General features: G+C 64.3%; 19 protein-coding genes. 10 read left to right on the forward strand and 9 right to left on the reverse strand.

What is annotated here, in order from left to right:
- Positions 1-242 precede the first annotated feature (242 nt).
- The 3 genes from LQ564_RS18530 (at position 243) to LQ564_RS18540 (ending at position 2860) form a co-directional block, all read left to right on the forward strand.
- Positions 243-515, forward strand: coding sequence for a hypothetical protein (locus LQ564_RS18530; protein WP_231059592.1), 273 nt, complete (start codon positions 243-245; stop codon positions 513-515).
- Between the two features lie 1035 nt (positions 516-1550).
- Positions 1551-1907, forward strand: coding sequence for a hypothetical protein (locus LQ564_RS18535; RefSeq protein ID WP_231059593.1), 357 nt, complete (start codon positions 1551-1553; stop codon positions 1905-1907).
- A 323-nt stretch (positions 1908-2230) separates the two neighbouring features.
- Positions 2231-2860, forward strand: a complete 630-nt coding sequence (locus LQ564_RS18540; protein ID WP_231059594.1) for a DUF4253 domain-containing protein — start codon at positions 2231-2233, stop codon at positions 2858-2860.
- A 69-nt stretch (positions 2861-2929) separates the two neighbouring features.
- Here the strand turns inward: LQ564_RS18540 and LQ564_RS18545 are convergent, their stop codons facing one another.
- The 6 genes from LQ564_RS18545 to LQ564_RS18570 all read right to left on the reverse strand — a co-directional run bounded on the left by LQ564_RS18545 (position 2930) and on the right by LQ564_RS18570 (position 9967).
- Entirely contained in the window at positions 2930-3940 is a 1011-nt protein-coding gene (locus LQ564_RS18545; protein WP_231059595.1) for a septal ring lytic transglycosylase RlpA family protein, read from the reverse strand.
- Positions 3941-3957: 17 nt separating this feature from the next.
- Positions 3958-5073: a rod shape-determining protein RodA gene (gene rodA, locus LQ564_RS18550; RefSeq protein WP_231059596.1), complete on the reverse strand. Its 1116-nt coding sequence runs from the start codon at positions 5071-5073 to the stop codon at positions 3958-3960.
- A gap of 4 nt (positions 5074-5077) precedes the next feature.
- A complete protein-coding gene (gene mrdA, locus LQ564_RS18555; RefSeq protein WP_231059597.1) occupies positions 5078-7084 on the reverse strand; it encodes a penicillin-binding protein 2 in 2007 nt (668 codons plus the stop codon).
- Positions 7085-7121: 37 nt separating this feature from the next.
- Positions 7122-7640 carry a rod shape-determining protein MreD gene (gene mreD / locus LQ564_RS18560; RefSeq protein ID WP_231059598.1) on the reverse strand — a complete coding sequence of 173 codons (519 nt, stop codon included), beginning with the start codon at positions 7638-7640 and terminating at the stop codon, positions 7122-7124.
- Positions 7630-8805: a rod shape-determining protein MreC gene (mreC, locus tag LQ564_RS18565; protein WP_231059599.1), complete on the reverse strand. Its 1176-nt coding sequence runs from the start codon at positions 8803-8805 to the stop codon at positions 7630-7632. Before mreC ends, mreD begins: the two co-directional genes overlap by 11 nt.
- 118 nt (positions 8806-8923) lie before the next feature.
- Positions 8924-9967 (reverse strand): rod shape-determining protein, encoded by a 1044-nt coding sequence (locus LQ564_RS18570; RefSeq protein WP_159696538.1) that lies wholly within the window; start codon positions 9965-9967, stop codon positions 8924-8926.
- Between the two features lie 324 nt (positions 9968-10291).
- Here LQ564_RS18570 and gatC point away from each other — a divergent pair, with 324 nt between their 5' ends.
- From gatC to gatB, 3 genes are all read left to right on the forward strand, one after another.
- A complete protein-coding gene (gene gatC / locus LQ564_RS18575; RefSeq protein ID WP_231059600.1) occupies positions 10292-10591 on the forward strand; it encodes an Asp-tRNA(Asn)/Glu-tRNA(Gln) amidotransferase subunit GatC in 300 nt (99 codons plus the stop codon).
- Between the two features lie 26 nt (positions 10592-10617).
- Entirely contained in the window at positions 10618-12093 is a 1476-nt protein-coding gene (gatA, locus tag LQ564_RS18580) for an Asp-tRNA(Asn)/Glu-tRNA(Gln) amidotransferase subunit GatA (RefSeq protein ID WP_231059601.1), read from the forward strand.
- Positions 12094-12217: 124 nt separating this feature from the next.
- Positions 12218-13678, forward strand: a complete 1461-nt coding sequence (gene gatB, locus LQ564_RS18585; protein ID WP_231059602.1) for an Asp-tRNA(Asn)/Glu-tRNA(Gln) amidotransferase subunit GatB — start codon at positions 12218-12220, stop codon at positions 13676-13678.
- 184 nt (positions 13679-13862) lie between these two features.
- On the opposite strand, the gene LQ564_RS18590 is transcribed toward gatB, so the two are convergent.
- Positions 13863-14483: a TetR/AcrR family transcriptional regulator gene (locus tag LQ564_RS18590; RefSeq protein WP_231059603.1), complete on the reverse strand. Its 621-nt coding sequence runs from the start codon at positions 14481-14483 to the stop codon at positions 13863-13865.
- A gap of 459 nt (positions 14484-14942) precedes the next feature.
- Between LQ564_RS18590 and LQ564_RS18595 the strand changes: the two genes are divergently transcribed.
- Together LQ564_RS18595 and LQ564_RS18600 are read left to right on the forward strand one after the other, a co-directional pair.
- Positions 14943-15593: a glutathione S-transferase family protein gene (locus LQ564_RS18595; RefSeq protein ID WP_231059604.1), complete on the forward strand. Its 651-nt coding sequence runs from the start codon at positions 14943-14945 to the stop codon at positions 15591-15593.
- A gap of 79 nt (positions 15594-15672) precedes the next feature.
- Complete coding sequence (locus LQ564_RS18600) at positions 15673-16392, forward strand: hypothetical protein (RefSeq protein WP_231059605.1); 720 nt, start codon at positions 15673-15675, stop codon at positions 16390-16392.
- A 254-nt stretch (positions 16393-16646) separates the two neighbouring features.
- Here LQ564_RS18600 and pyrE read toward each other — a convergent pair whose 3' ends face one another.
- Positions 16647-17309, reverse strand: a complete 663-nt coding sequence (pyrE, locus tag LQ564_RS18605; RefSeq protein ID WP_231059606.1) for an orotate phosphoribosyltransferase — start codon at positions 17307-17309, stop codon at positions 16647-16649.
- Between the two features lie 93 nt (positions 17310-17402).
- Positions 17403-18887 carry a PAS domain-containing protein gene (locus tag LQ564_RS18610; protein WP_231059607.1) on the reverse strand — a complete coding sequence of 495 codons (1485 nt, stop codon included), beginning with the start codon at positions 18885-18887 and terminating at the stop codon, positions 17403-17405.
- 193 nt (positions 18888-19080) lie between these two features.
- Here LQ564_RS18610 and LQ564_RS18615 point away from each other — a divergent pair, with 193 nt between their 5' ends.
- Both LQ564_RS18615 and LQ564_RS18620 read left to right on the forward strand, forming a co-directional pair.
- A complete protein-coding gene (locus tag LQ564_RS18615; RefSeq protein WP_231059608.1) occupies positions 19081-19851 on the forward strand; it encodes an exodeoxyribonuclease III in 771 nt (256 codons plus the stop codon).
- A 206-nt stretch (positions 19852-20057) separates the two neighbouring features.
- Positions 20058-23027 (forward strand): Ig-like domain-containing protein, encoded by a 2970-nt coding sequence (locus LQ564_RS18620; protein WP_231059609.1) that lies wholly within the window; start codon positions 20058-20060, stop codon positions 23025-23027.
- Positions 23028-23031: the final 4 nt, after the last annotated feature.

Raw genomic sequence — 23031 nt, forward strand, 5'->3', positions numbered from 1 at the left:
TCCTTCTGAATATTCGCAGATCGCCGAAGATCCAGATGGGCCGAAGCTGGATCCTGAACTGCATTTCGTGCAAAACGGGCTTGGTACGGCTGAATCAACATAAGCACGTAACGGTTGCGCATCGGGAGATAGACACACAAGACGTGGCCCGATGCGTTTCGTCAGCGTTTGACGACGATCGGCTTCAGGCCATACAAGGCCGGCACCGTGCGCTAGACTTTCTTCCTACTTGGGATCCCATCGTGAATCAGATTTTTCCTTATATCAGCGTGGGGTTGGACGACAAGAATCGGTGTATCGTCGTTGTTGAGGATTATGAACTTTTCGACTTTATCGACGACTTCCTTGGCGATGAATGCGATTTGCCATATGACTATCGAACGACAAAAGAACGACTAGGCGGGGAAATTGTCACCATGTATTTTCCGCCCGATGTCACTCCTGAGACTATCGAACGAAACTTGTTGAAACTGTCTCCTGGAGAAATCGAGCGAATCTACAAGCTCAACAACTAGGCCGTTCACCTAGCTGGATCTACGTCTGCTTCGGGTCAGATCAAGTCCATCGTGACAGTTTGCGATTTCCGGCAGTGGCGACCTGCCATGCCGACCTCAAGGTGCCTTCGTTCAAAGCAGCCGGCCAGTCGTTGCCTTTTTCAGTCAGCGAAACCGGAATCACAGTGGAGTCATAGTGAGACCAGACAAGTCATGTCATACAGCCCTCCTGGCGCGACACCCGTGGAAATTCTGGCTTCTCGGAGCAATGGCAGCGGTCGCTGGGCTTTTGCTGTTCGCGAACAGTAAGATCGCTAGCTACCTCGATACTGATCCGTCGCTTGTTTTGTTAGGCGGGATAGTCATCGGTTTCACTACGCTGGGCGCTGGATGCATACTCTTACGTTGTCCTTCTTGCCGCTTGAGTGTAGTGTGGTATGGCATCTCAAAAAAATCTGCGGGTTCCTGGCTAGGATGGATCTTGGATGTCGAGAAGTGTCCTCGTTGCGGCTTTGTCGAGTCGGCCATGCAGAAGGCGCCGAGTCAAACCAAATTCTGATCACCGCACAAGTCCGCCTTGGGTCGGATCCGGTCTTTCGTCACAGTCCACGACCTTTCAACCTGACCATCTTGCCAAGCGGAGTCCAACGGCCGAGATTGCCAGAAGCGGACGTTGAATGTTGATAGCTCCTGTCATCAGCGACGATTTATTGAAGAAGCCATGAAAAAGCCTTACAAGCAGCAGCTGAAGGAAACTTTCACCAAGACTAGAGATCAACGGTACGCGGAGTCATCGAAATTTGAAAAGATTTGCTACTGGATATCGATTGCTGTGGCTCTCCTCATCATCTTTGTAATGTTGCGCTGAGTGTCAGTAGGATGGTGGTGAATCTCTACTACGGGTGGGTTCCTGCTTTCGTGACAATCTGCGATTTTTCGACCCTGGCGACCTGCTATGCTGAGCATGGTGGCCATGTTCGGCCAGAAGCGGAACTTTGATAACGATAGCAAGGAATTCAGATTAAAGAAGAAAATTCCTACTCTCCAGCAACAGCAGTGCAAGGTAGTCCAATCGATTTCAATACTAATCCTGGTTACGGCTGGAGTGTCGTCCGCGCTCAAAAAGCACTGCTCATTGCAGTAATGCTGCAAATTGCCGGCATCGTGCCAGATATTGGATGGTTTTTTTATCTGGCAGGCGTCGGCCTGTCCTACTGGGCGGTATATAACCTGGGTGATGCGCTGCAAACGCATAAGGATGGCTTTGCAACAGGGGGCGGAGGGAAATGGCTAGTTCTGCTTTGGATTCCCTATGTGGGTCTCGTCGCCCTCCTGATTTTGAACGGGAAAGCCACAAGATTCTTGAAGGACGCCGGCTACACTGTAGGATTGTTCGGCGCGCGCCGCAAATAGATTCAACTGTGAACACGATTGCTTCGGAATTTTCCCGCCCTGGCGACCTGATATGCTGAGCTAAGAGGAAGTCATCGGCTAAAAGCAGACTCTCCAAGGTGTGAGGCCATACAGGCCGGACCCACGATAAGCGAGACAAGCCACAGTCAAAGTTAGGATGGTGGACGGGCACGCCTAAGTAGAACGGCTTGGATTTCGTCAGCATCGGAAGAAACGCACCGCCCACTTCAGGTCGGATCCGGTCCGTCGCTAACGGCCATGTTTGGTCACAAACGATCACTCGAACGAGTGGTTGTCCCCCTTAATAAGTGTTCTACACACATATGAACCTCTTCAGAATTGCTCGCTCAATCGCGTTGTTTTTCATGGTGCTGGCTGGTGCAAGCTGCCGAGCGGAGCCGAGCAAGCCATTGGAACAGGCCTCCACGCTGCTGCAGCGTATCTCTGGTGCGCATGTCCGGCCCTATTCCACACGAGACTTCGGCCGAGATCGATACGATGGAGCGATTTCAGCTTTGGTAGACGAAACCAGAGCAGAAGCCATGCTCATTGCGCTACGCAATGAACTTCCTGCTGGGCTGGTCGCATTTATCGGTACCACGCGCAGCCTGACGAAACCATCTGCTCGTGGAGTCGAACTCGTCGTCGGGAAAGGAAGCGGGCCACTTGACATCCTCCACATCGCACAGACTGACGCGGTGAATTACAACATGAACAACGAGGATCTCAAACGCAGATTAGCGCGTTGGCATGAAGCTTACGGCATAGATATCTGGCAGGCCGAAACCGACACGATACAACTACGCTTTACTCGTATGCCGAGCAACGTGCAGTCCTTTGCGAAGGAGGTGTACAAATTCTGCCCGGATATTGTCGATCAGGGTGCAGGTTCTCAGAAGGCTCTTGAACAAGACATCCAGAAAAGAAAAGGGCTCTACCTTTGGTGGGACTGATCGCTACGGGTCGGTTAGCGCGCTTCGCGACCCTCTGCGATATTTCAACCTCGGGGACCATTGAATGCGTCAGCGCTTGACGACGATCGGCTTCAGCCCGAACGAGGCCGGCACCGCGCGCGCCGCCGCCGAAGCATCCTCGCGCGTCTCGAACGGCCCGCCGAACAGGCGATTCACCGATCCCACCTTCACGACCTCCAGCTTGCCGACTTCGACCCCGGCGGCATTCAGGCGCTCGCCCATGGCTTCGGCGGTGCCGGCGCGCCCGTAAGCCCCGAGCTGCACGTAGAAGCCGTTGCGCGGCACCAGCTTGGCAACCGGCGGGCCGACTTGTGCCACGGCCGCGCTGTCGGTCTGCACGCGGTCTTCCAGCATCAGGGCCGCGATCTCCGGCGGCGCCGACTGCTGCTCCGACGTGATGGCGCGGCGCACCGTGGCGATGCGGGTCGGGTCGTTCGGGAACAGGCGCTCGATCTCGACCTGGTGGCTGCCCTTGCCCAGCAAGCCCAGTTTCAGGGCCGCCGTGTACGACACGTCGATGATGCGGCTGGCGTGGAAGGGGCCGCGGTCGTTGATGCGCACCACCACCGACTTGCCGGTTTCGACGCTGGTCACGCGGGCGTAGGAGGGAATCGGCAGGGTCGGGTGCGCCGCCGTCATCTTGTACATGTCGTACAGCTCGCCCGAGGAAGTCTTCTGGCCGTGGAACTTCACGCCGTACCAGCTGGCGACGCCGCTCTGGACGAAGGGGTCCTCGTGCAGGATCGGGGTGTAGGTGGTGCCGAACACCGAGTACGGACGGTTCGCCCATTTGGCATAGGGCTCGGCCTTGACCACCGCGTCGGGCAGGTCCATCAGGCCGGGCGGGGGATTGTCGCCGGGGCCGTCGTCCTTGTAGTAGCCGCCGCGGCCGGAGTTGGCCGGCGGCAGCTTGGGCACGGCCGTGTTTTTCGCCGTGGGATGGTGCTTCCAGGGAAGCGGGATCAGACTCTTGTGTTCGCCGGTCTCGGTGGTGCCGCAGCCGGCGAGGAGTGTGGCCAGTGCAATGACCGTGGGAAGTTGTCTTCTTGGAACGGCCATACGCGGTCCTCCATCGTTTACGTCTGCACCAGTTTACGGTGTCTTTGGATACTCATCAATATACCAGCGCCGAGGCCCAGGGTAATGAAGGCGGTTCCGCCATAGCTCATGAAGGGCAAGGGAACGCCCACGACCGGCAGGATGCCGCTCACCATGCCCATGTTGACGAAGGCATAGGTGAAGAAAATCATCGTGATCGCGCCGGCCAGCAAGCGGGTAAACGTGTTCGGCGCATTCGCCGCGATCATCAGGCCGCGGCCGATCAGGAGCAGGTAGACGAACAGCAGGAACAGGTTGCCGATCATGCCGAATTCTTCCGAATACACCGAGAACAGGAAGTCGGTGGTCTGTTCCGGAATGAATTCCAGGTAGCCTTGGGTGCCCTTGCCGTAGCCCTTGCCCATCAGGCCGCCGGAGCCGATGGCGATCTCGGACTGGATGATGTGGAAGCCCTTGCCCAGCGGGTCGGAGGTCGGGTCGATCAGCGTCATCACCCGCTCGCGCTGGTAGTCGTGCAGCATCGACCAGGCCACCGGCAGCGCCGCGGCGCCGGTGAGGGCCAGCCCGACCAGCGCCTTCCACGGCAGGCCGGCCAGGAAGATCACGTAGAAGCCCGAGGCGCCGACCATCAGCGCGGTGCCGAGGTCGGGCTGCTTGGCGATCAGGGTGAACGGGATCAAGAGCAGCACCGCGCCCACCAGGTAGTTCTTCCAGCTGCTCAGGTTCGCGCGCTGGTGGAAGTACCAGGCCAGCATCAAGGGCGTGGCGATCTTGAGGATCTCGGAAGGCTGGATGTCGACGCCCACGTGCAGCCAGCGGCGCGCGCCCTTCTTGATGATGCCGAACAGGGCCACCGCGATGAGCAGGGTCACCCCGATCGTGTAGATCGGCACGGCGAGCCGCATCAGGGTCTGGGGCGGCACGTTGGCGGCGATCCACATGACGCCGAAGGCCAGCAGGAAGTTGCGGATCTGGTGCTCGACGCGGTCCGGGAAGTCGGCGCCGGCCGAGGTCATGGTGATCACGCTGGTCATCATCAGCACGAACAGCACCAGGCCGAGCGGCCAGTCGAAGACCGTGAAATAGGGACGCAGGCGGCGCCGCAGCGAGCGGCGTTCTGGAATGTGCGCCATCGGCTTATTCCTTTCGGGTGGCGGGGGCGGGCGCGGACACTGCGGCCGCGGCCTGGATGATCGGCGCGGCCGGCTGCGCCGCGGGCGCTGTGGGCTTGGGCGCGGCCGGCGCGGCAGGCGCACCGGGGACCGGATCCTTGGGCTTGGGCGGCGCCGGGCGCTTGCCCAGCAGGTGGTAGTCGATCGCCTTGCGCGCGATCGGCGCGGCGAACGAGGCGCCGAAGCCGACGTTTTCGACGATCAGCGCCAGCGCGATCGTCGGCTTGTCGGCCGGGGCGAAGGCGACGTAGAGCGCGTTGTCGCGATGCCGTTCGTCGATCGCGTGGGCGTTGTACTTCTGGCCCTTCAGGCCGATCACCTGCGCGGTGCCGGTCTTGCCCGCCGAGATGTACTCGGCGCCGGCGAAGGCGCGGCGGCCGGTGCCGTAGGCTTCCTGGGTCACGCCGACCATCGCGCGCTTGATGAAGTCGATGTTCTCCTGCTTCAGCGGGATGCGCTTGGTTTCCTTCGGCACCGTCAGCGAACGCTGCTTGGTCGCGCCGTCCTCGATGATCTTGACCAGGTGCGGCTTCATCACGACGCCGTTGTTGGCCAGGGTCGACACCGCGTGCGCCAGCTGGATCATCGAGTAGTTGTTGAAGCCCTGCCCGATCGACACCGAGATGGTGTCGCCGCCCACCCACTTCTGGGCCGCGCGGTTCCTGGCGAACCGTTTCGCCTTCCATTCCTTGGACGGCAGCACGCCGGTCTTCTCGTGCTCCAGGTCGATGCCGGTCGGATGGCCGAAGCCGAACTGGCCCATGAAGTTCGCGATGTTATCGATGCCCATCTCGTTGCCGAGCTGGTAGTAATAGGTGTCGCAGGATTCGGCGATCGAGCGGTACATGTCGACGTAGCCGTGGCCGCCGGGCTTGTCGTCGTTGAAGCGGTGCCCGCCCAGCATGAAGAAGCCGGGGTCGCGGATCGCGTCCGACGGCTTGCGGAAGCCCAGTTCCAGCGCCGCCAGCGACATGAAGGGCTTGAAGGTCGAGCCAGGGGGATAGGTGCCCGACAGCGGACGGTTCATCAGCGGCTTGTCGAGCGAGGTGTTCAGCTCGTTCCAGCTCTGGGTGTCGATGCCGTCCACGAACAGGTTGGGGTCGTAGCCGGGGCGAGAAACGTAGGCCAGCACGTCGCCGGTGGAGGGTTCGATCGCCACCAGGGCGCCGCGGTTCTCGCCGAAGGCCTCCTCGACCACCTTCTGCAGCTCGATGTCGATCGACAGGATCAGGTTGCTGCCCGGGGTCGGCGCGGTGCGCGACAGGGTGCGGATCGCGCGTCCGCCGGCGGTGCGCTCGACCTGCTCGTAGCCGGTGGTGCCGTGCAGGTAGCTTTCATACTTCTTCTCGACGCCTTCCTTGCCCATGTGTTCGGTGCCGTTGTAGTTGGCGTCCAGGCCCTCTTCTTCCAGCCGCGCCGCTTCCTTCTGGTTGATGCGGCCGATGTAGCCGATCACGTGCGAGGCCGTTTCTCCCAGCGGGTACTGGCGGAACAGGCGCGCCTGCACTTCCACGCCAGGGAAGCGGAAGCGCTGGGCGGTGAAGCGCGCGACCTCGTCGTCGGTCAGGCGGGTGCGCAGCGGCACGCTGGCGAAGCTGCGCGACTCCTCCAGCAGGCGCTTGAAGCGGCGCCGGTCGCGCTGCTCGATGGTGACCAGCTTGGCCAGCTCGTCGATCACGGATTCCATGTTCGACTGCAGTTTCGAGGGCGTGATCTCGAGCGTGTAGGCGGAGTAGTTGCGGGCCAGGACCACGCCGTTGCGGTCCACGATCAGGCCGCGGTTCGGCACGATCGGCACCAGCGCGATGCGGTTGCCCTCGGCCTGCAGCGCGAACTTGTCGTGCTGCAGGACCTGCAGCCACACGAAGCGCGCGACCAGCAGGCCGAAGCAGATGAAGACGAGCCCCACCAGCGCCGTCAGGCGCATGCGGAACTGGTGGATCTCGCGGTCGTTGTCCTTGAATTCGGTCACAGCGCGGAAACTCGATAGATGTGAATGAAGCTGCGGATCAGATCGGGCGGGTGTGGTCGCGGTCGACGGCGCGGCGCTGCGGCGCCAGCAGCAGCCAGGTGATCACCGGCCACAGGGCGACGGCCACCAGGCTTTCGGCGAAGTGCAGCAGGCCGGGGAAGCGTCCCGAAGCCGTGAAGTGCACGAAGGCCTGCACCGCCTGGGCCAGCAGCAGCAGCGGGAACACGTGCACGGCCTGGGTCATCAGGCGGAACCACAGCACCCGGCGGTGGATCATGATGGCGAGGTAGGACAGCAGGGTGTAGGCCAGCGCGTTCTCGCCCAGCAGGCTGGCGTCGTGCACGTCCATCAGCAGGCCCATGACGAAGGCGACGCCGATGCCGACCTTGCGCGGCTGGTGGATGCCCCAGAACACCAGCACCAGCGCGACAAAGTCGGGCGCGCCGACCCAGCGTCCCATCGGCAGCAGGTTGAGCATGAAGGCGCACACCAGGCTGAAGGTGATGAACAGCGGGCTGACGGGCAGCAGGATGTAGTGCGGGCGGTTACCGGGCATTGGCCGGTCCTCCTGGTTGCGGGGTTGCGGACTGCGTCCGCGGCGCGGCGGCCGACGGTGCGGCCGGGGCGGCGGTGGTCGCGGCCGGACGGGCCGGCGGCGTTACACCGTTCGCGCCGCCGTTCGCGGAAGTCGTGGCAGGCGCGGCGTCATTCACCGGCGCCGCGGCGGGCGCGGTGTTCGGTGCGATGCCCTGCCCCGTCATCGGCGCGCCCTGCGGCGGCAGCGGCGAGGCCGGCAGCGGCGGCGCCGGGATCGGCGCCATGTCCGGCAGCTTGCGGCGCGCCGTGGTGGCGGGCGGCGCCACTTCCGCCGCCGGGCGCGGCGGCAGGTCGGACTGCGACATGATGATCAGGAGCTGGCGGTTACGGTCGATGCCGGCCAGCGGCTGGCACACCACGCGGCCGAAGGCGCCGGCGGCGACGTTCTCGACCTGCACCACCTTGGCCACTGCGAGACCGGCCGGATACATGCCGTCCAGGCCCGAGGTCACCAGCACGTCGCCGACCTGGATGTCGGCGTTGGCGACCACGAAGCGCAGGTCGAGCAGGCCGGACTGGCCGCGGCCGTAGGCGATGCTGCGCAGGCCGCTCCTCAGCACCTGCACCGGAATCGCCTGGTCGCGGTCGGTCAGCAGGGTGACTTCGGACGTAAACGGGAACACGCGGGTGACCTGGCCGACCACGCCGGCATGGTCGATCACCGGCAGGCCGGGCACGACGTCGTCGCGCGAGCCGCGGTCGATCACGATGCGGCGGGTGGACGGATCACGCGCGTCGTACAGGATTTCGGTCAGCTGGGCCTTGAGCGGCAGGTGCTGGCGCGCGTCCATCAGGCGGCGCAGCTGGGCGTTCTCGGCCATCTGGAGCTGGGCCTGCTGCAGCACGCGCGCCTGCGCCAGCTGCTGGGTCTTGAGTTCGCGCACTTCGCGCTGCAGGGTCGAGATCGAGGAAAAATAGCCGCCCATATTGCCGAGCGCCTCGCGCGGCATCAGGGCCGCCATCTGCAGCGGATACAGGACGGTGGCGGCCACCTGGCGTACCGAGGCCAGGGTCTGGTAGCGGGCGTCGACCACCAGCAGCACGATGGAGATCAGGGCGAAGACGATCGCCTTGACCCGCGCCGGGGCGCCTTGTTTGAAAAGCGGCGGAGGACTGTATTCCATGTCCTGGTTGGTGTCCTGTGTGGCGTCTGGTCTGGAAGACTGCGGCGCGTGCCGATGCTATTGCGGGCAGACGCGCACTTGTGCGCTCTGCCCGCTGCGACATCGGCCGGCGATGGGTTTATTCGTAGGAGAAGATCGAGCCCAGCTTGTCCATGCGTTCCAGCGCCATGCCCGAACCGCGCACCACGCAGGTCAGCGGGTCTTCGGCGGCCAGCACCGGCAGGCCGGTTTCTTCCATCAGGAGGCGATCGAGGTCGCGCAGCAGCGCGCCGCCGCCGGTCAGCATCATGCCCTTCTCGGCGATGTCGGCGCCCAGTTCCGGCGGGGCCTGCTCGAGCGCGTTCTTGACGGCCGAGACGATCTGGTTCAGCGGATCGGTCAGCGCTTCCAGGATCTCGTTGCTCGAGATGGTGAACGAGCGCGGGATGCCTTCGGACAGGTTGCGGCCCTTGACTTCCATTTCCTTGACTTCCGAACCCGGGAAGGCCGAACCGATGGCCTTCTTGATCGCTTCGGCGGTCTGTTCGCCGATCAGCATGCCGTAGTTGCGGCGGATGTAATTGACGATCGCTTCATCGAACTTGTCGCCGCCCACGCGTACCGAGCCTTTGTAGACCATGCCGCCGAGCGAGATGATGCCGACTTCGGTGGTGCCGCCGCCGATGTCGACCACCATCGAGCCGGTCGCGTCGGAGACCGGCAGGCCGGCGCCGATCGCGGCCGCCATCGGCTCTTCGATCAGGTAGACCTGCGAGGCGCCGGCGCCGAGGGCCGATTCGCGGATCGCGCGGCGCTCGACCTGGGTCGAGCCGCACGGCACGCAGATGATGATGCGCGGCGAGGGACGGAAGAATTTCGAGTCGTGCACCATGCGGATGAACTGCTTGAGCATCTGCTCGGTGACGGTGAAGTCGGCGATCACGCCGTCCTTCATCGGGCGGATCGCTTCGATATTGCCCGGCACCTTGCCCAGCATCTGCTTGGCTTCCTTGCCGACCGCCTGGATGGTCTTCTTGCCGTTCGGGCCGCCTTCCTGGCGGATCGCCACCACCGACGGCTCGTCCAGCACGATGCCCAGGCCGCGCACGTAAATCAGGGTGTTGGCGGTGCCGAGGTCGATCGCCAGGTCATTCGAGAAGTAGCTGCGTAAAAAACCAAACATGGGTGTCCTGATTGCGCACCGGGTGCGCGTGAAGATTGATCGGGTTGTCTTCGCCGCGCCTGCTGCTCTCGTGTGATGCCTGCATCGCGGTCTTTCCTGCGGCGGACCGGCTTTCGGCCCGACAGCGCATTAGCCCGCCATTCTACCTTATAATTTGTCGATTACATGCTGAAAACGGGCGGTTTTCACCCCCAATTCCAAGGCGAGATCGACGGTGTTTCCAAGGTTTTATCGGACGTAGCATGCCGTTCGCTGACTGCTTTGCCAACTTCCGTTATTCGCTCAACCACATTTTGCACGCGGCCCGCGCCGCGCCTTTTTGCCATGTCCCTGACACTTTCAGACGTAAAACGCATCGCCAACCTGGCCCAGCTCGAGATGGATGAGGCACACGCCGAGACCGCCCTGGCGGAGCTGAACGGCATCTTCGCCCTGGCCGAACAGATGCAGGCGGTGGACACCAGCGGTGTCGCGCCCCTGTCACAGCCGCTGGCCGCCATCATGGCGCTGCCGCTGCGCCTGCGCACCGACGTCGTCACCGAAGAGAACCGCCGCGAGGACTACCAGGCGCCGGCGCCGAAGACCCAGGACGGCTTGTACCTGGTGCCGAAGGTCATCGAGTAATCAACGAATCCAACACGTCTACGCCCATGCATAACAAGACCATCAAAGAGCTGTCCGCGCTCCTGCAATCGAAGCAGGTCTCGAGCGTCGAGCTGACCACCCACTACCTCGGCCGCATCGAGGCGAGCACCCACAACGCCTTCCTGCACGTGGACCGCGAGCGCACCCTGGCGCAGGCAGCCGCCGCCGACGCGCGCATCGCCGCCGGCAACGCCGGCCCGCTGACCGGCGTGCCGCTCGCGCACAAGGACATCTTCGTCACCCGCGGCTGGCGCACCACGGCCGGCTCGAAGATGCTGGCCGGGTATGTCAGCCCGTTCGACGCCACCGTGGTCGACCGCTTCGCCAGGGCCGGCATGGTCACCCTCGGCAAGGTCAACCTCGACGAATTCGCGATGGGCTCGGCCAACGAGAACTCGGCCTTCGGCGCTGTTTCGAATCCCTGGGATCCGCTGGCGGTGCCGGGCGGCTCCTCGGGCGGCTCGGCCGCGGCAGTGGCCGCGCGCCTGGCGCCGGCGGCGACGGCCACCGACACCGGCGGCTCGATCCGCCAGCCGGCCGCCTTCTGCGGCGTCACCGGCATCAAGCCGACCTACGGCCGCGTCTCGCGCTTCGGCATGATCGCCTTCGCTTCCTCGCTCGACCAGGGCGGCCCGATCGCCCAGACCGCCGAGGACTGCGCGCTGCTGCTGAACGAGATGATCGGCTTCGACGAGCGCGACTCGACCAGCCTGACCGTCGAACAGGGCAACGTGGCGGAAGACTATACGCGCGACCTGAACCAGCCCTTGAACGGCCTGCGCATCGGCGTGCCGACCGAATACTTCGGCGAAGGCCTGGCGGCCGATGTGGAAGCAGCCGTGCGCGCCGCGTTGGAACAGTTCGTGAAACTGGGCGCGACCCTGGTCGACATCTCGCTGCCGAAGACCGCGCTGTCGATCCCGACCTACTACATCATCGCTCCGGCGGAAGCTTCGTCGAACCTGTCGCGCTTCGACGGCGTGCGCTACGGCCACCGCGCCGCGGAGTACAAGGATTTGCAGGACATGTACCGCAAAACCCGCGCCGAAGGTTTCGGGCGCGAGGTCCAGCGCCGCATCATGGTCGGCACCTACGTGCTGTGCCACGGCTACTACGACGCCTACTACGTGCAAGCGCAAAAAATCCGCCGCCTGATCGCGGACGACTTCCAGGCGGCCTTCGCCGACAAGTGCGACGTGATCATGGGCCCGGTGGCCCCGACCGTGGCCTGGGACCTGGGCTCGAAATCCAACGACCCGGTGGCGAACTACCTGGCCGACATCTTCACCCTGTCGACCAGCCTGGCCGGCCTGCCGGGCATGTCGATCCCTTGCGGTTTCGGCCAGGGCGAGAAGAATGCCAAGCGCCCGGTCGGCCTGCAAATCATCGGCAACTACTTCAATGAGGCGAAGCTGCTGAACATCGCGCACCAGTATCAGCAAGTGACCGATTGGCACCAATGCGCCCCGGAAGGCGTCTAACCGGCACGGCGTGTAACGCCGCGAAAACGTAGCGTGGGCGGTCCCGCCCACGCGTTCAACCAGCCGCCGCGCAGAACAACAGCAACTCACTGCGGCGGCAAGCGAACAAAAGAGAGAACACATCATGCAATGGGAAGTCGTCATCGGTCTTGAGAACCACGTGCAGCTCACGACCCAATCGAAAATCTTCAGCGGCAGCTCGATCCGCTTCGGCGCCGAGCCGAACACCCAGGCCAGCCCGGTCGACCTGGCGCTGCCGGGCGTGCTGCCGGTCCTGAACCGCGGCGCCGTCGAGCGCGCGATCCGCTTCGGCCTGGCCGTCGGCGCAAAAATCGCGCCGCAATCGGTCTTCGCACGCAAGAACTACTTCTACCCCGACCTGCCGAAGGGCTACCAGATCAGCCAGTTCGAAGACCCGGTGGTCCAGGGCGGCACCATCAGCTTCGCCTACGAGAAGGACGGCAAGCTGGAGACCAAGACCGTCAACCTGACCCGCGCCCATCTCGAGGAAGACGCCGGCAAATCGCTGCACGAGGACTATGCCGGCATGAGCGGCATCGACCTGAACCGCGCCGGCACGCCGCTGCTCGAGATCGTGTCCGAGCCGGAGATGCGCAGCGCGAACGAGGCGGTGGCGTATGCGAAAGCGCTGCACTCGCTGGTCGTGTGGCTGGGCGTCTGCGACGGCAATATGCAGGAAGGCTCCTTCCGCTGCGACGTCAACGTCTCGGTGCGCCCGATGGGCCAGAAGGAATTCGGCACCCGCTGCGAGATCAAGAACCTGAACTCCTTCCGCTTCATGGAAGAGGCGATCCACTACGAAGTGCGGCGCCAGATCGAGCTGATCGAAGACGGCGGCAAGGTGATCCAGGCGACCCGCCTGTGGGATCCGGACAAGAAGGAAACCCGCTCGATGCGCACCAAGGAAGACGCGCAGGACTACCGCTACTTCCCGGACCCGGACCTGCCTCCCTTGGTGATCGGCCAGGACTGGATCGACCGCATCCAGGGCGAGATGCCCGAACTGCCGGGCGCCCTGCGCGCACGCTTCACCGGCGACTACGGCCTGCCGGAATACGACAGCCTGGTGCTGACCTCGTCGAAAGCGATGGCGACCTATTACGAAGCCGTGGTGGCCACGGCCGGCAAGGAAAACGCCAAGGCGGCCGCGAACTGGATGATGGGCGACGTCTCGTCGACCCTGAACCGCGAAGGCGTGGAACTCGACGCTTCGCCGGTGAGCGCGGCCCAGCTGGCCCTGCTCCTGAAGCGCATCGCCGACGGCACGATCTCGAACAAGGCGGGCAAGGAAGTGTTCGCGGCGATGTGGGAAGCCAAGTCGGATGATGTCAACCTGGCCGACGCCGTGATCGAGCAGAAGGGCCTGAAGCAGATCTCGGATACCGGCGCCTTGGCGGCGATCGTCGACGAGGTGCTGGCCGCCAATGCCAAGTCGGTGGAACAATACCGCGCTGGCAAGGAAGCGGCGATCAACGCGCTGATCGGCCAGGCCATGAAGGCCTCGAAGGGCAAGGCCAATCCTGCGCAAGTCACCGAGCTGCTGAAGCAAAAACTCGCCGTCTAAACCTTGACCACCCCTCAATGAGGGTCAGAGTCGAATTGCCCCTCAATGAGGGTCAGAGTCGAATTGTTGGGAAACTTTGTTAAATTTCCCATTAATTCGACTCTGACCCTCATTCATTTTCGGGGCATTTAATTTCCGGCAATTAGGGTCGGAGTCGAATTACGCCCCTGTTATGGGCAATTGCTCAATAATTTGACTCTGACCCTAATTGGATGGGGTGTGCGGTGGTGGGCGACAGCAGAGTCAGTGCTTGCTGGCGGGCGGCGGCGCGCAGGGAGCGGCGCAGGGATGGGTCGTCGGTGGTGCGGGCCAGCACCATGCCGCCGACGCAGAGGGCGACGATCGCCTGGGCCCGCTCTTCGCCGTCGGGCTCACCGGCCAGGGCGCTGGCGTAGATCTGCGTCAGGTTGCGGATCAGCTGGGTGTAGGCCTTTTGCGGCGACAGGCCGGCGCGCGCCACGTCGCCCGGCAGAGCGTACAGGGGACAGTGGAAGTCGACGTTGTCGAACACCTCGTCGCTGAGATAAATGTCGAGCAGCATGCGCGCCATCTCGTCGGGCTCGGGTAGCGGATTGTGCTCGAGGTCGGCGCGGAAGGGGTTGCAGTTGGTGAAGCTGGCCACGGCGGCGGCGTAGAGCTCGTCCTTGCTGCCGAAGTGGTGGTAGAAGCCGCCGCGGGTCAGGCCGGCTTCCAGCATGACGCGGTCGATCGACACCTGCTCGAAGCCGTGCCGGTTGAACAGCCTGCGCGCGGCGCTGACGATGCGCTCGCGGGTCTGGGCCTTGTGCTCGCTGCTGTAGGGCATGTGGATCCTGCTATCAGAGACGTGAACAAAGGTGCTCAGCGTCCTCTTCCTGCCCCGAACCGTCTTGTTGACCGTGCTCGTATCTGACAGGCGTGACTTTCCCGCCTCCCACCAGCAGTATGCCGGCGGCAGTGCCTGACGTTGCCGTCAGACTCGCCACGGGTAGCGCCGTTGTCGCCGCGAGGGCGTCGGTGGCGAACCGCGTTCCCACTACCACCTCCTTACTTACCTGTAAGTTATGCACATTCATCATTCTCATCTCCGTCGCTTGGTTTTCGCGGCATAGCTGAGTCATTTCGATGGTGCGCCTACACGCCAACTTACGTAGCGTGAGACACCAAAGGCATGACTGGAGGTCCGCTCCTCGGACAAGCATTATGCGCCGATCGATATTATGTTCTTGAACATAATATGGTCACGCGTATCGTCGCTTCCACCACACCACGAAGAGGAAACGCGATGCTTACTTTGACCACTTTCCGCAGTGTTCCGCCGTTCGCGGCCGGCTATGTGCGCGACCTGCGCGTGCGCTGGGCGCTGGAGGAGGCCGGCCTGCCCTACGAACTGCGCCTGCTCGATTTCCAGGACGCCGCCCTGCCCGCCTACCGCAAGGAACAGCCCTTCAGCCAGATTCCGATGCTGCAGGATGGCGACCTGCGGCTGTTCGAGTCCGGCGCGATCCTGCTCCACCTCGCCCAGCGCTGCCCGCTTCTCTTGCCACAGGATGCGCACGCCCGCGCCCAAGTGACGGTGTGGATGTTTGCCGCGCTCAATTCGGTCGAGCCCTACCTTGCCGAACTCGTCACCCTGAATCTGTTCCATGGCGACGAGGACTGGGCTGCCGGCGCACGCCCCGCCGCCGAGGAAATGGTGCGCAAGCGCCTGCGCGACCTGGACGACTGGCTCGAGGGACGCGGCTGGCTGGCGGGGGAGTTCAGCGCGGCCGACATCCTGATGACGACCGTGCTGCGTCTGCTGGACGGCATGGAGCTGGTCGAACGCCATGACAGGCTGCGCGCCTACCGCGACCGCTGCATGGACCGCCCGGCCTTCGGGAAAGCGCTGGCCGATCAGCTGGCCCTGTACGGACAGGCGCCCAGGGCGGCATGACGCCGGGTGTGGACTTCGGTGAGATTTGCAGGGAGACGGGCTCCTTATAATCGGGCATCTTCTCTTGGTAAAGCCCATCATGCGCCACCTCGCCTCTCTCGCCCTGCTGTCCCTGCTCGCCGCCAGCCCCCTTGACCAGTCCGTTGATGAGACGACCCAGGTCTACCTCGGCAATGGCGAACTGAATTACATGGGTGGCGTGAACGAGGACGCGAACAAGCGCCTGTTCGCCCTCTACGACAGCCTGGCGGACAAGCCCACGGTGCTGTCGATCCGTAGCGTGGGCGGCGCGGTCGGCCCGGGCATGGCGCTCGGGCGCTGGGTGCGCGAACGCAAGCTCGACATCAAGGTGCTGGAATTCTGCTTCTCCTCCTGCGCGAACTATGTGTTCCCCGCGGCGCGGCAGAAAGTGGTCAGCAATTTCGCAGTGATCGGCTACCACGGCGGCCCAAGCAGCGGGCAAGTCCAGTTCGACGACGCCACCAAGAAAATGCTCGATGCGATGCCGCCCGCCCAGCGCAAGGCCTTCATGGACGACCTCGACAAGACCATCAAGCTCGATGGCGAGCAGGAGCGCGCCTTTCTGCGCTGGCTCGGCGTACGCGAAGACCTGTCGACGCTGGGCCAGCGGGAGCGCTATCAGGCACGTTACGAGAACGATTCGAACATGCTCGGCTGGACCTATTCGCTGGAAGGCTTCGCCCGCTTCGGCGTGCGCGACATCACCGTGATCAACCCGCCCTGGAAGCCGGGCGCTGCGATGCGCAAGGCAAAATTCGCCTTGATCGAACCTGACTGATCCAAGCGCAAGCAATGCGGCTCGGTCCAAGGTAAATGGGGTCAGAGTCAAATTATTCGCCAATTGATTCCAGAACCTATCTAAAAGCCATCAAAAATGGCTCGAGACCAGTAGCTTTAAAACTTTTGGCAAATAATTCGACTCTGACCCAATTAGGAAGGAAGAACCGGCGGGACAGGATAATTAGGGTCGGAGTCGAATTGCAGGCAACTTTAGGTAATTGCTCAATAATTTGACTCTGACCCCAATTAGGGTCAGACGCCGTAGCGGGTGCGGTAGGCGGCGACGGCGTCCTTATGGGCGCCGAGGTCGGCGGCAGCGGCGCCGGTCGACAGGTAGGTGAACAGGTCGTCGAGGTTGGCGATCGCGATCACCGGGATGCCGAATTCCTGCGATACCTGCTGCACCGCCGAGTGCTCGGACAGGTCGCCGTCCTTGCCGGAGCGTTCCATGCGGTCCAGTGCGATCAGCACGGCGGCCGGTTCGGCGCCGGCGGCGCGGATCATGTCGACCGATTCGCGCACCGAGGTGCCGGCCGAGATCACGTCGTCGATGATGACGACCTTGCCGGACAGTTTGGCGCCGACGATGGTGCCGCCTTCGCCGTGGTCCTTGGCTTCCTTGCGGTTGTAGGCGAACGACGTATTGCGGCCCTTGGCGGCCAGGGCGACGGCGGTCGCGGAGGCCAGGGTGATGCCCTTGTAGGCCGGGCCGAACAGCATGTCGAAGGCGACGCCGGAGTCGAGCAGGGTCTGGGCGTAGAACTGGGCCAGCTTGCCGAGCGTGGCGCCGTCGTGGAACAGGCCGGCGTTGAAGAAGTACGGCGACAGGCGGCCGGCCTTGGTGGTGAATTCACCGAAACGCAAAACCTCGGCTTCGACCGAAAATGCAATAAATTCCTGGCGCAGATCGCTCACGTGCTTCCCCTAGAACTGGTTCGAAAGCGCGTATTGTAAACCGGCCGGCGCATGCAGTCCCCTGCCCGGGCTGGCCATGCCGGAGCGCGCGGCTCACTGGCGGCCGGGCCGGCGCCCCTCGTCCTTGCCGTCGGCGGCCTGCTCCCGAGACGAAGTCGAAGGCGCGGGCGCCGGGCCGGCGCGGCGCGCGCGCAGGTGCGTGCTCACATCGACCACCACCGCCATCACGCCATGGCGCTCGCCACCGGCGTTGTACAGGGCTTCCAGGTTGACCGTGAAGTAGCGCTCGACCGGCATGCCGGCGGCATCCGCCAGCACCAGGCCCAGCGCCGGTTCGCAGTACGGTTCGCCGGTCTCGAACACCTGCTCGAGCGCGGCCTCAAGGGCGCCGTGGCGCAGCTGCGGCAGGGCTTCGACCAGGCGCTTGCCGGTCAGCTCGCGGCGGCCGAACAGTTCGCGGAAGTGCCGGTTGGCCTGGCGGATGCGCAGGTCGGGCGCCATCAGGAGGGCCACCGCCACCGGAGCGTTGAGCAGCTGGCTGTCGCGCCGCAGCAGCGCGCCGGCGGCGTCGTGGCGTGCGGGGTCGTCGCGCGTGAAACAGGCGCCGTAGCGCAGCCGGCCGTCCTCGAAACAGGCGCTCGCGCGCATCCGCACGTGGCGGATCGATCCGTCCCTGCAGCGCAGGCGCGCCGGCTGGCCGGCCAGGCTGCCGCCGGACAGCAGGGTGTCCAGGATCAGGTCGACCAGCTCGGCGTCGACGTGGAAGTTGGCGATGTGGCGGCCGACGTATTCTTCCCAGCGGTAGCCGAGCATCTGCAGTTCGGCGCGGCTGGCCCACAGGATGGTGCCGTCGGGGCCCACGCGGTGCATGCCCTCGCCCTGACGGGCGCCGCCGTCGGCCGCCTCGCGCGGCTGCCGGCGCTGCTCGCGTCCGACGTGCGGCGCCGGTTCGCGCCGGCGCGACGCCTCGCCCTCCGGCGCCTTCTGTTCGCGGCGCGCCTGCGCCAGCGAGCGTCCCTTCAGGTCGAGATCGGCGCCGTGCACCGTCCTGCCGCAGGCGCGGCCATGTTCGGCGCAGATGTCCTCGAAGGCCTGGGCCTGGGCCGCGTCCGGGAACAGGCGCCAAGGGTAGGCGCAGAACAGCGAGACGCGCCGGTCCGCGCACAGCGCATGCGACAGCTGTTCGAGGCGCACTGCGGCCTGGTAGCGTCCCTGGGCGCACAGCAGCGCGGGCATTTCGCAGAACATGTGCACCGGGCCAGGCCCGGCCTCGGCCAGCAGCGGCCCGAACACGTGGTGGAAGCGCGCTTCGTCCGGCCAGCCGTCCGCCAGCAGCAGCGCCAGGGTTAAATCTGCATCGAGAAAGCGCGCGCGATCAGGGGCCGCCAGTTGGCGCCGGATACCGGCGCAGTGGGCATTGGTCGCGATCACGATGGCGGCGCCGCCCACGGACAGGGCCGCGTCGGCGAAACCCGCTGCCTCATCCAGCAAGGCGGCATCGTCCGCGTAAAAGCGGACGCTGTGGGAACCATTGGAGCCATCGCCGTCGGGGCGCGCGCTGCGGGTATCGGTATCCATGAATGTCTGTCGAATGCCATGCCGGTGACCGGAAATTTCTTACCCAACACGGATAAACAGCGTACCCTATTGCGGAGCAATATTACCTTCAGGACTTTCGACTAGCGTCAAAGTTCCTGGTGGATACAAAACGCGCTACACTGTCGGATACTTCCAGGCCGTTCCGGCCGCCATCCCTAGTCCACCACGATCCATGCCACGAATTATTTCCGCCAACCTGAACGGCATCCGTTCGGCCCACAAGAAGGGTTTCTTCAACTGGCTCGCCACCCAGTCCGCCGACTACATCTGCGTGCAGGAACTGAAGGCGCAGGAAGCCGACATGACCGAGGAATTCTTGTCCCCGCACGGCTACCACGGCCACTTCCACTACGCCGAAAAGAAGGGCTATTCCGGCACCGGCGTCTACAGCCGCAGCGCGCCTGACAACAAGCGCATCGGCTTCGGCTGCCTCGAGTTCGACGCCGAGGGCCGCTACACCCGCTGCGATTTCGGCAACCTGACCATCATCTCGGTCTACTGCCCATCCGGCTCGTCCTCGCCCGAGCGCCAGCTGGCCAAGTTCCGCTTCATGGAAGTGTTCCTGCCGCACCTGCAGGAACTCAAGGCCGAAGGCCGCGAAGTGGTGATCTGCGGCGACTGGAACATCGCTCACAAGGAAATCGATCTCAAGAACTGGAAAGGCAACCTCAAGAATTCGGGCTTCCTGCCGGAAGAGCGCGCCTGGATGACGCGCATCTTCGACGAGATCGGCCTGGTCGACGTGCACCGCAAGGTGCATCCGGACGCCGAGCATTACACCTGGTGGAGCAACCGCGGCCAGGCGTACGCGAAGAACGTCGGCTGGCGCATCGATTATCACGTCGCCACCCCGGGCATCGCCGCCACCGCCCATGCGGTGTCGATCTACAAGGACGAAAAGTTCAGCGACCACGCACCCTTGATCATCGACTACAAGCTGTAACTCATCCATAAGCTTTGCCGATGGAAGCATTGCTTTTATTGGCAAAGCCTATATATCGCCCCCCCATCCCAGGGGGGATGTGCCTTCAGAAGTGATGCTAATTGGCTGCATCCCGGCCCTTTGGCGAAATGGCAAAAGGTTTTCTTGATACTATCCGTCTGGTAACTTTCTATTCAGAATGTTCCTTGTCGGAATATCAAGCAACCATGACCACCTCCCTGCTCTCCAAGACCGTCACCACCACTGCCGGCGTGACCCATATCGACCTTGCATTCTCGGCGGCGATGGCCAAGGGGCGCGGCACCATCTTCGTCACCGACGGCGCGGTCCAGACCGTGATCGACCGCGTTACCGGCGAGCCGAAGCTGCGCGTGGTCGGCGCCACGGTCACCAGGGAGATTTCGCTCGACGCAGTGACCATCACCGGCAGCCACGTCAGCTTCGACGCCACCGGCCTGGCCGCAGGCAAGCACTACAACATCTACATGGGCGCCGGTACCCTGACCAGCGGCGGCGCGTCCTTCGCCGGCTACACCGTGCCGAACCAGGTCGCCTTCGACGTGGCCGCCGCGCCGGCGCCCGGCCTGAGCGCCAGCTTCGCGGTCGAGGAGGCCATCCTGAGGTCCGGCCATGACCTGACCGTCTTCGTCACCCTGTCGCAAGCCGTCGCCACGCTGGCCCCGAACGCCTTCAGCGCCGAGAACGCGTCGGTGCTGAGCGTGACCCGAACCGAGAATCCCTTGCAGTGGAAAGTCGTGCTGACCAGGAGCGGCCCCGTGGCCGACGCCGAGAACGTGCTGCGCCTGGACTTGACCAAGGTCGAGACCGCGCCCGGCGTGCACGGCAGCGGCGTCGCGACCTCGCCGTCGTATGCGGTGGACACGCTGGTCGGCGCCTGGGTGTCCGGGGCCGGCGTCACCTGGGATACCGGCGCGTCCGACGAGGACAACGTCATCAACCACGCCGCGCCCGCCCTCACCGGCACGCTCTCCGGCGCGCTGGGCGGGTCCGAAACCATCGAAGTGCTCGTCAACGGCAAGGCGGTCGACCCTGCCCGCATCACCGTCAGCCAGGCGGATGGACTCTGGACCTGGTCCTACGTGCCGGGCGAAGGCGACGACGCGCCGGTCCTCGATGAAGGCAACAACGCCGTCGTGGTGCGCGTCGTGGACGCCGGCCACCACAGCAGCGCCGGGCATGTCGCCACCATCGTGGTCGACACGGTCCGCCCAGAATTCGAGACCAGCCCTGAAGGCGACGCGGCGCTGCCCCTGAGCCAGGACATCGTGATCACCTTCAAGGAGAAGATGTACTGGATCGACTGGGAAAGCAGCACCATGCCGATCAAGGTCACCAACCTCGACGACGAGACCATCGACCACGTCAGCGTCAGCGCCGCGGCCTTCATGGACGGCGGCGGCACCCTGCTCACGCTCGACCCGGGCGCACTCGGCCTGGAGCCGGGCAAGCGCTACGAGATCACCTTGCCCGACAACCTGACCGACCTGGCCGGCAACCGCCTCGCCGACACCACCATCGCCTTCCGGACGGGCGCCGACAACGGCGCGCCAAGCGCCACCCACGCCCTGGTCGACGGCAACCTGTTTTACAAGGCGGGCGACACGATCGCCTTCCGCATCCAGTTCAGCGAAGCGATCCGCATCACATCGGACGCGGTCCTGTCGGTCGGCCTGAGCAACGACCAGCGCGCCATCGTCAGCTACGTCTCCGACAAGGAAATCGGATTCGAATACGTGGTCGCGGCCGGCGCCGGCGTCGACACCGACGACCTCACCATCACCGATACCTCGCTACTGACCGCCAACATCGAGGACTTCGACGCCAACGCGCTCGACGCCGCGCACATCATCTTCGACGGCATCGAGCAGTACCAGTACACGGGCTACGGCTACGGCTACCTGCCGGTCGACATCGTGGTCGACACGGTGGCCCCGAACGCACCGGCCGCGCCTGCCCTCGCCACGTCCAGCGACTCGGGCATCCTGGGCGACCATCTCACCAACGAGCGCATGCCGACCCTGACCGGGACCGCCGAAGCGCGCACCTGGGTCGGCATCTACGAAGGCAGCACCTACCTGGGCGGCGCCCGGGCCGACGCCGCAGGCCACTGGTCGGCGGCGGTCGATGCCGCACTGGCGCACGGCCTGCACAACCTCACCATCAAGCAGACCGACCGCGCCGGCAACGACAGCGCCGGCACCGCCTATGCCTTGACCATCGACCTTGAAGCGGCCAGCCTGGCGGCGCCGGTGCTGGCCAACGACACCGGCAGCTCCGCGGCCGACCGCATCACCCGCGATGCGACGCTCAAGGGCAGCGGCGCGGAAGCGAACGCCCTGATCCAGATCATGCGCGATGGCGTGGTGGTCGGCGGCGGCAGCGCCGACGCCAGCGGCAACTGGAGCGTGGCCCTCGGCGGCAACCCGGCGGACGGCAGCCACACCTACACGGTGCGCCAGGTCGACGTGGCCGGCAACGTCAGCGCCGATTCGCCGCCGCTCACCTTCACGCTCGACCGCAGCGCGCCCGGCGCGCCGGTCGGCACGCCCGACCTGGCCGCCGCCAGCGACAGCGGGGTCTCGAACACCGACAACATCACCAGCGTGCGCACGCCGACCTTCAACGGCGGCGGCGCGCTCGCCGACAGCGGCGTGGCGCTGTTCGCGGACGGCGTCGAGATCGTCCGCACCACCGCCGACGCCGCGGGCAACTGGAGCGCCACGGTCCCCGGCGCCAAGGCCCTGGCCGACGGCGTGCATGCGATCACGGTGCGCCAGTTCGACCTCGCCGGCAACATGAGCGGCGATTCGGGCGCGCTGTCGATCACGGTCGACAACGTCGGCCCGAGCGCGGGCACGGCCTCGATCAGCCTGGCCGGCGGCGCCAGGTTCGTCCTGCCCTTCAGCGAAGCCATCGTGTTCCAGCCGGGCGGCAGCTTCAACCTGTTCCAGGGCGGCGCCCAGCGCGATTCGTTCTGGGGCAACAGCAGCAGCGGCTGGAGCATCGCTGCGGACAGCCACGGCGACCTGTCGGTCCTGAACTTCAACATTTCGCTGAGCGGCCTGCTGCGCATGCAGTGGAATAACGGCAGCGTCACCGATCTGGCCGGCAACGCCGCCATCGTCGGTCTCGGGATCTGGGATTTCGAGCTGTAAGCCC

Source organism: Massilia phyllostachyos (assembly GCF_021044825.1).
GTDB lineage: Bacteria > Pseudomonadota > Gammaproteobacteria > Burkholderiales > Burkholderiaceae_D > Telluria > Telluria phyllostachyos.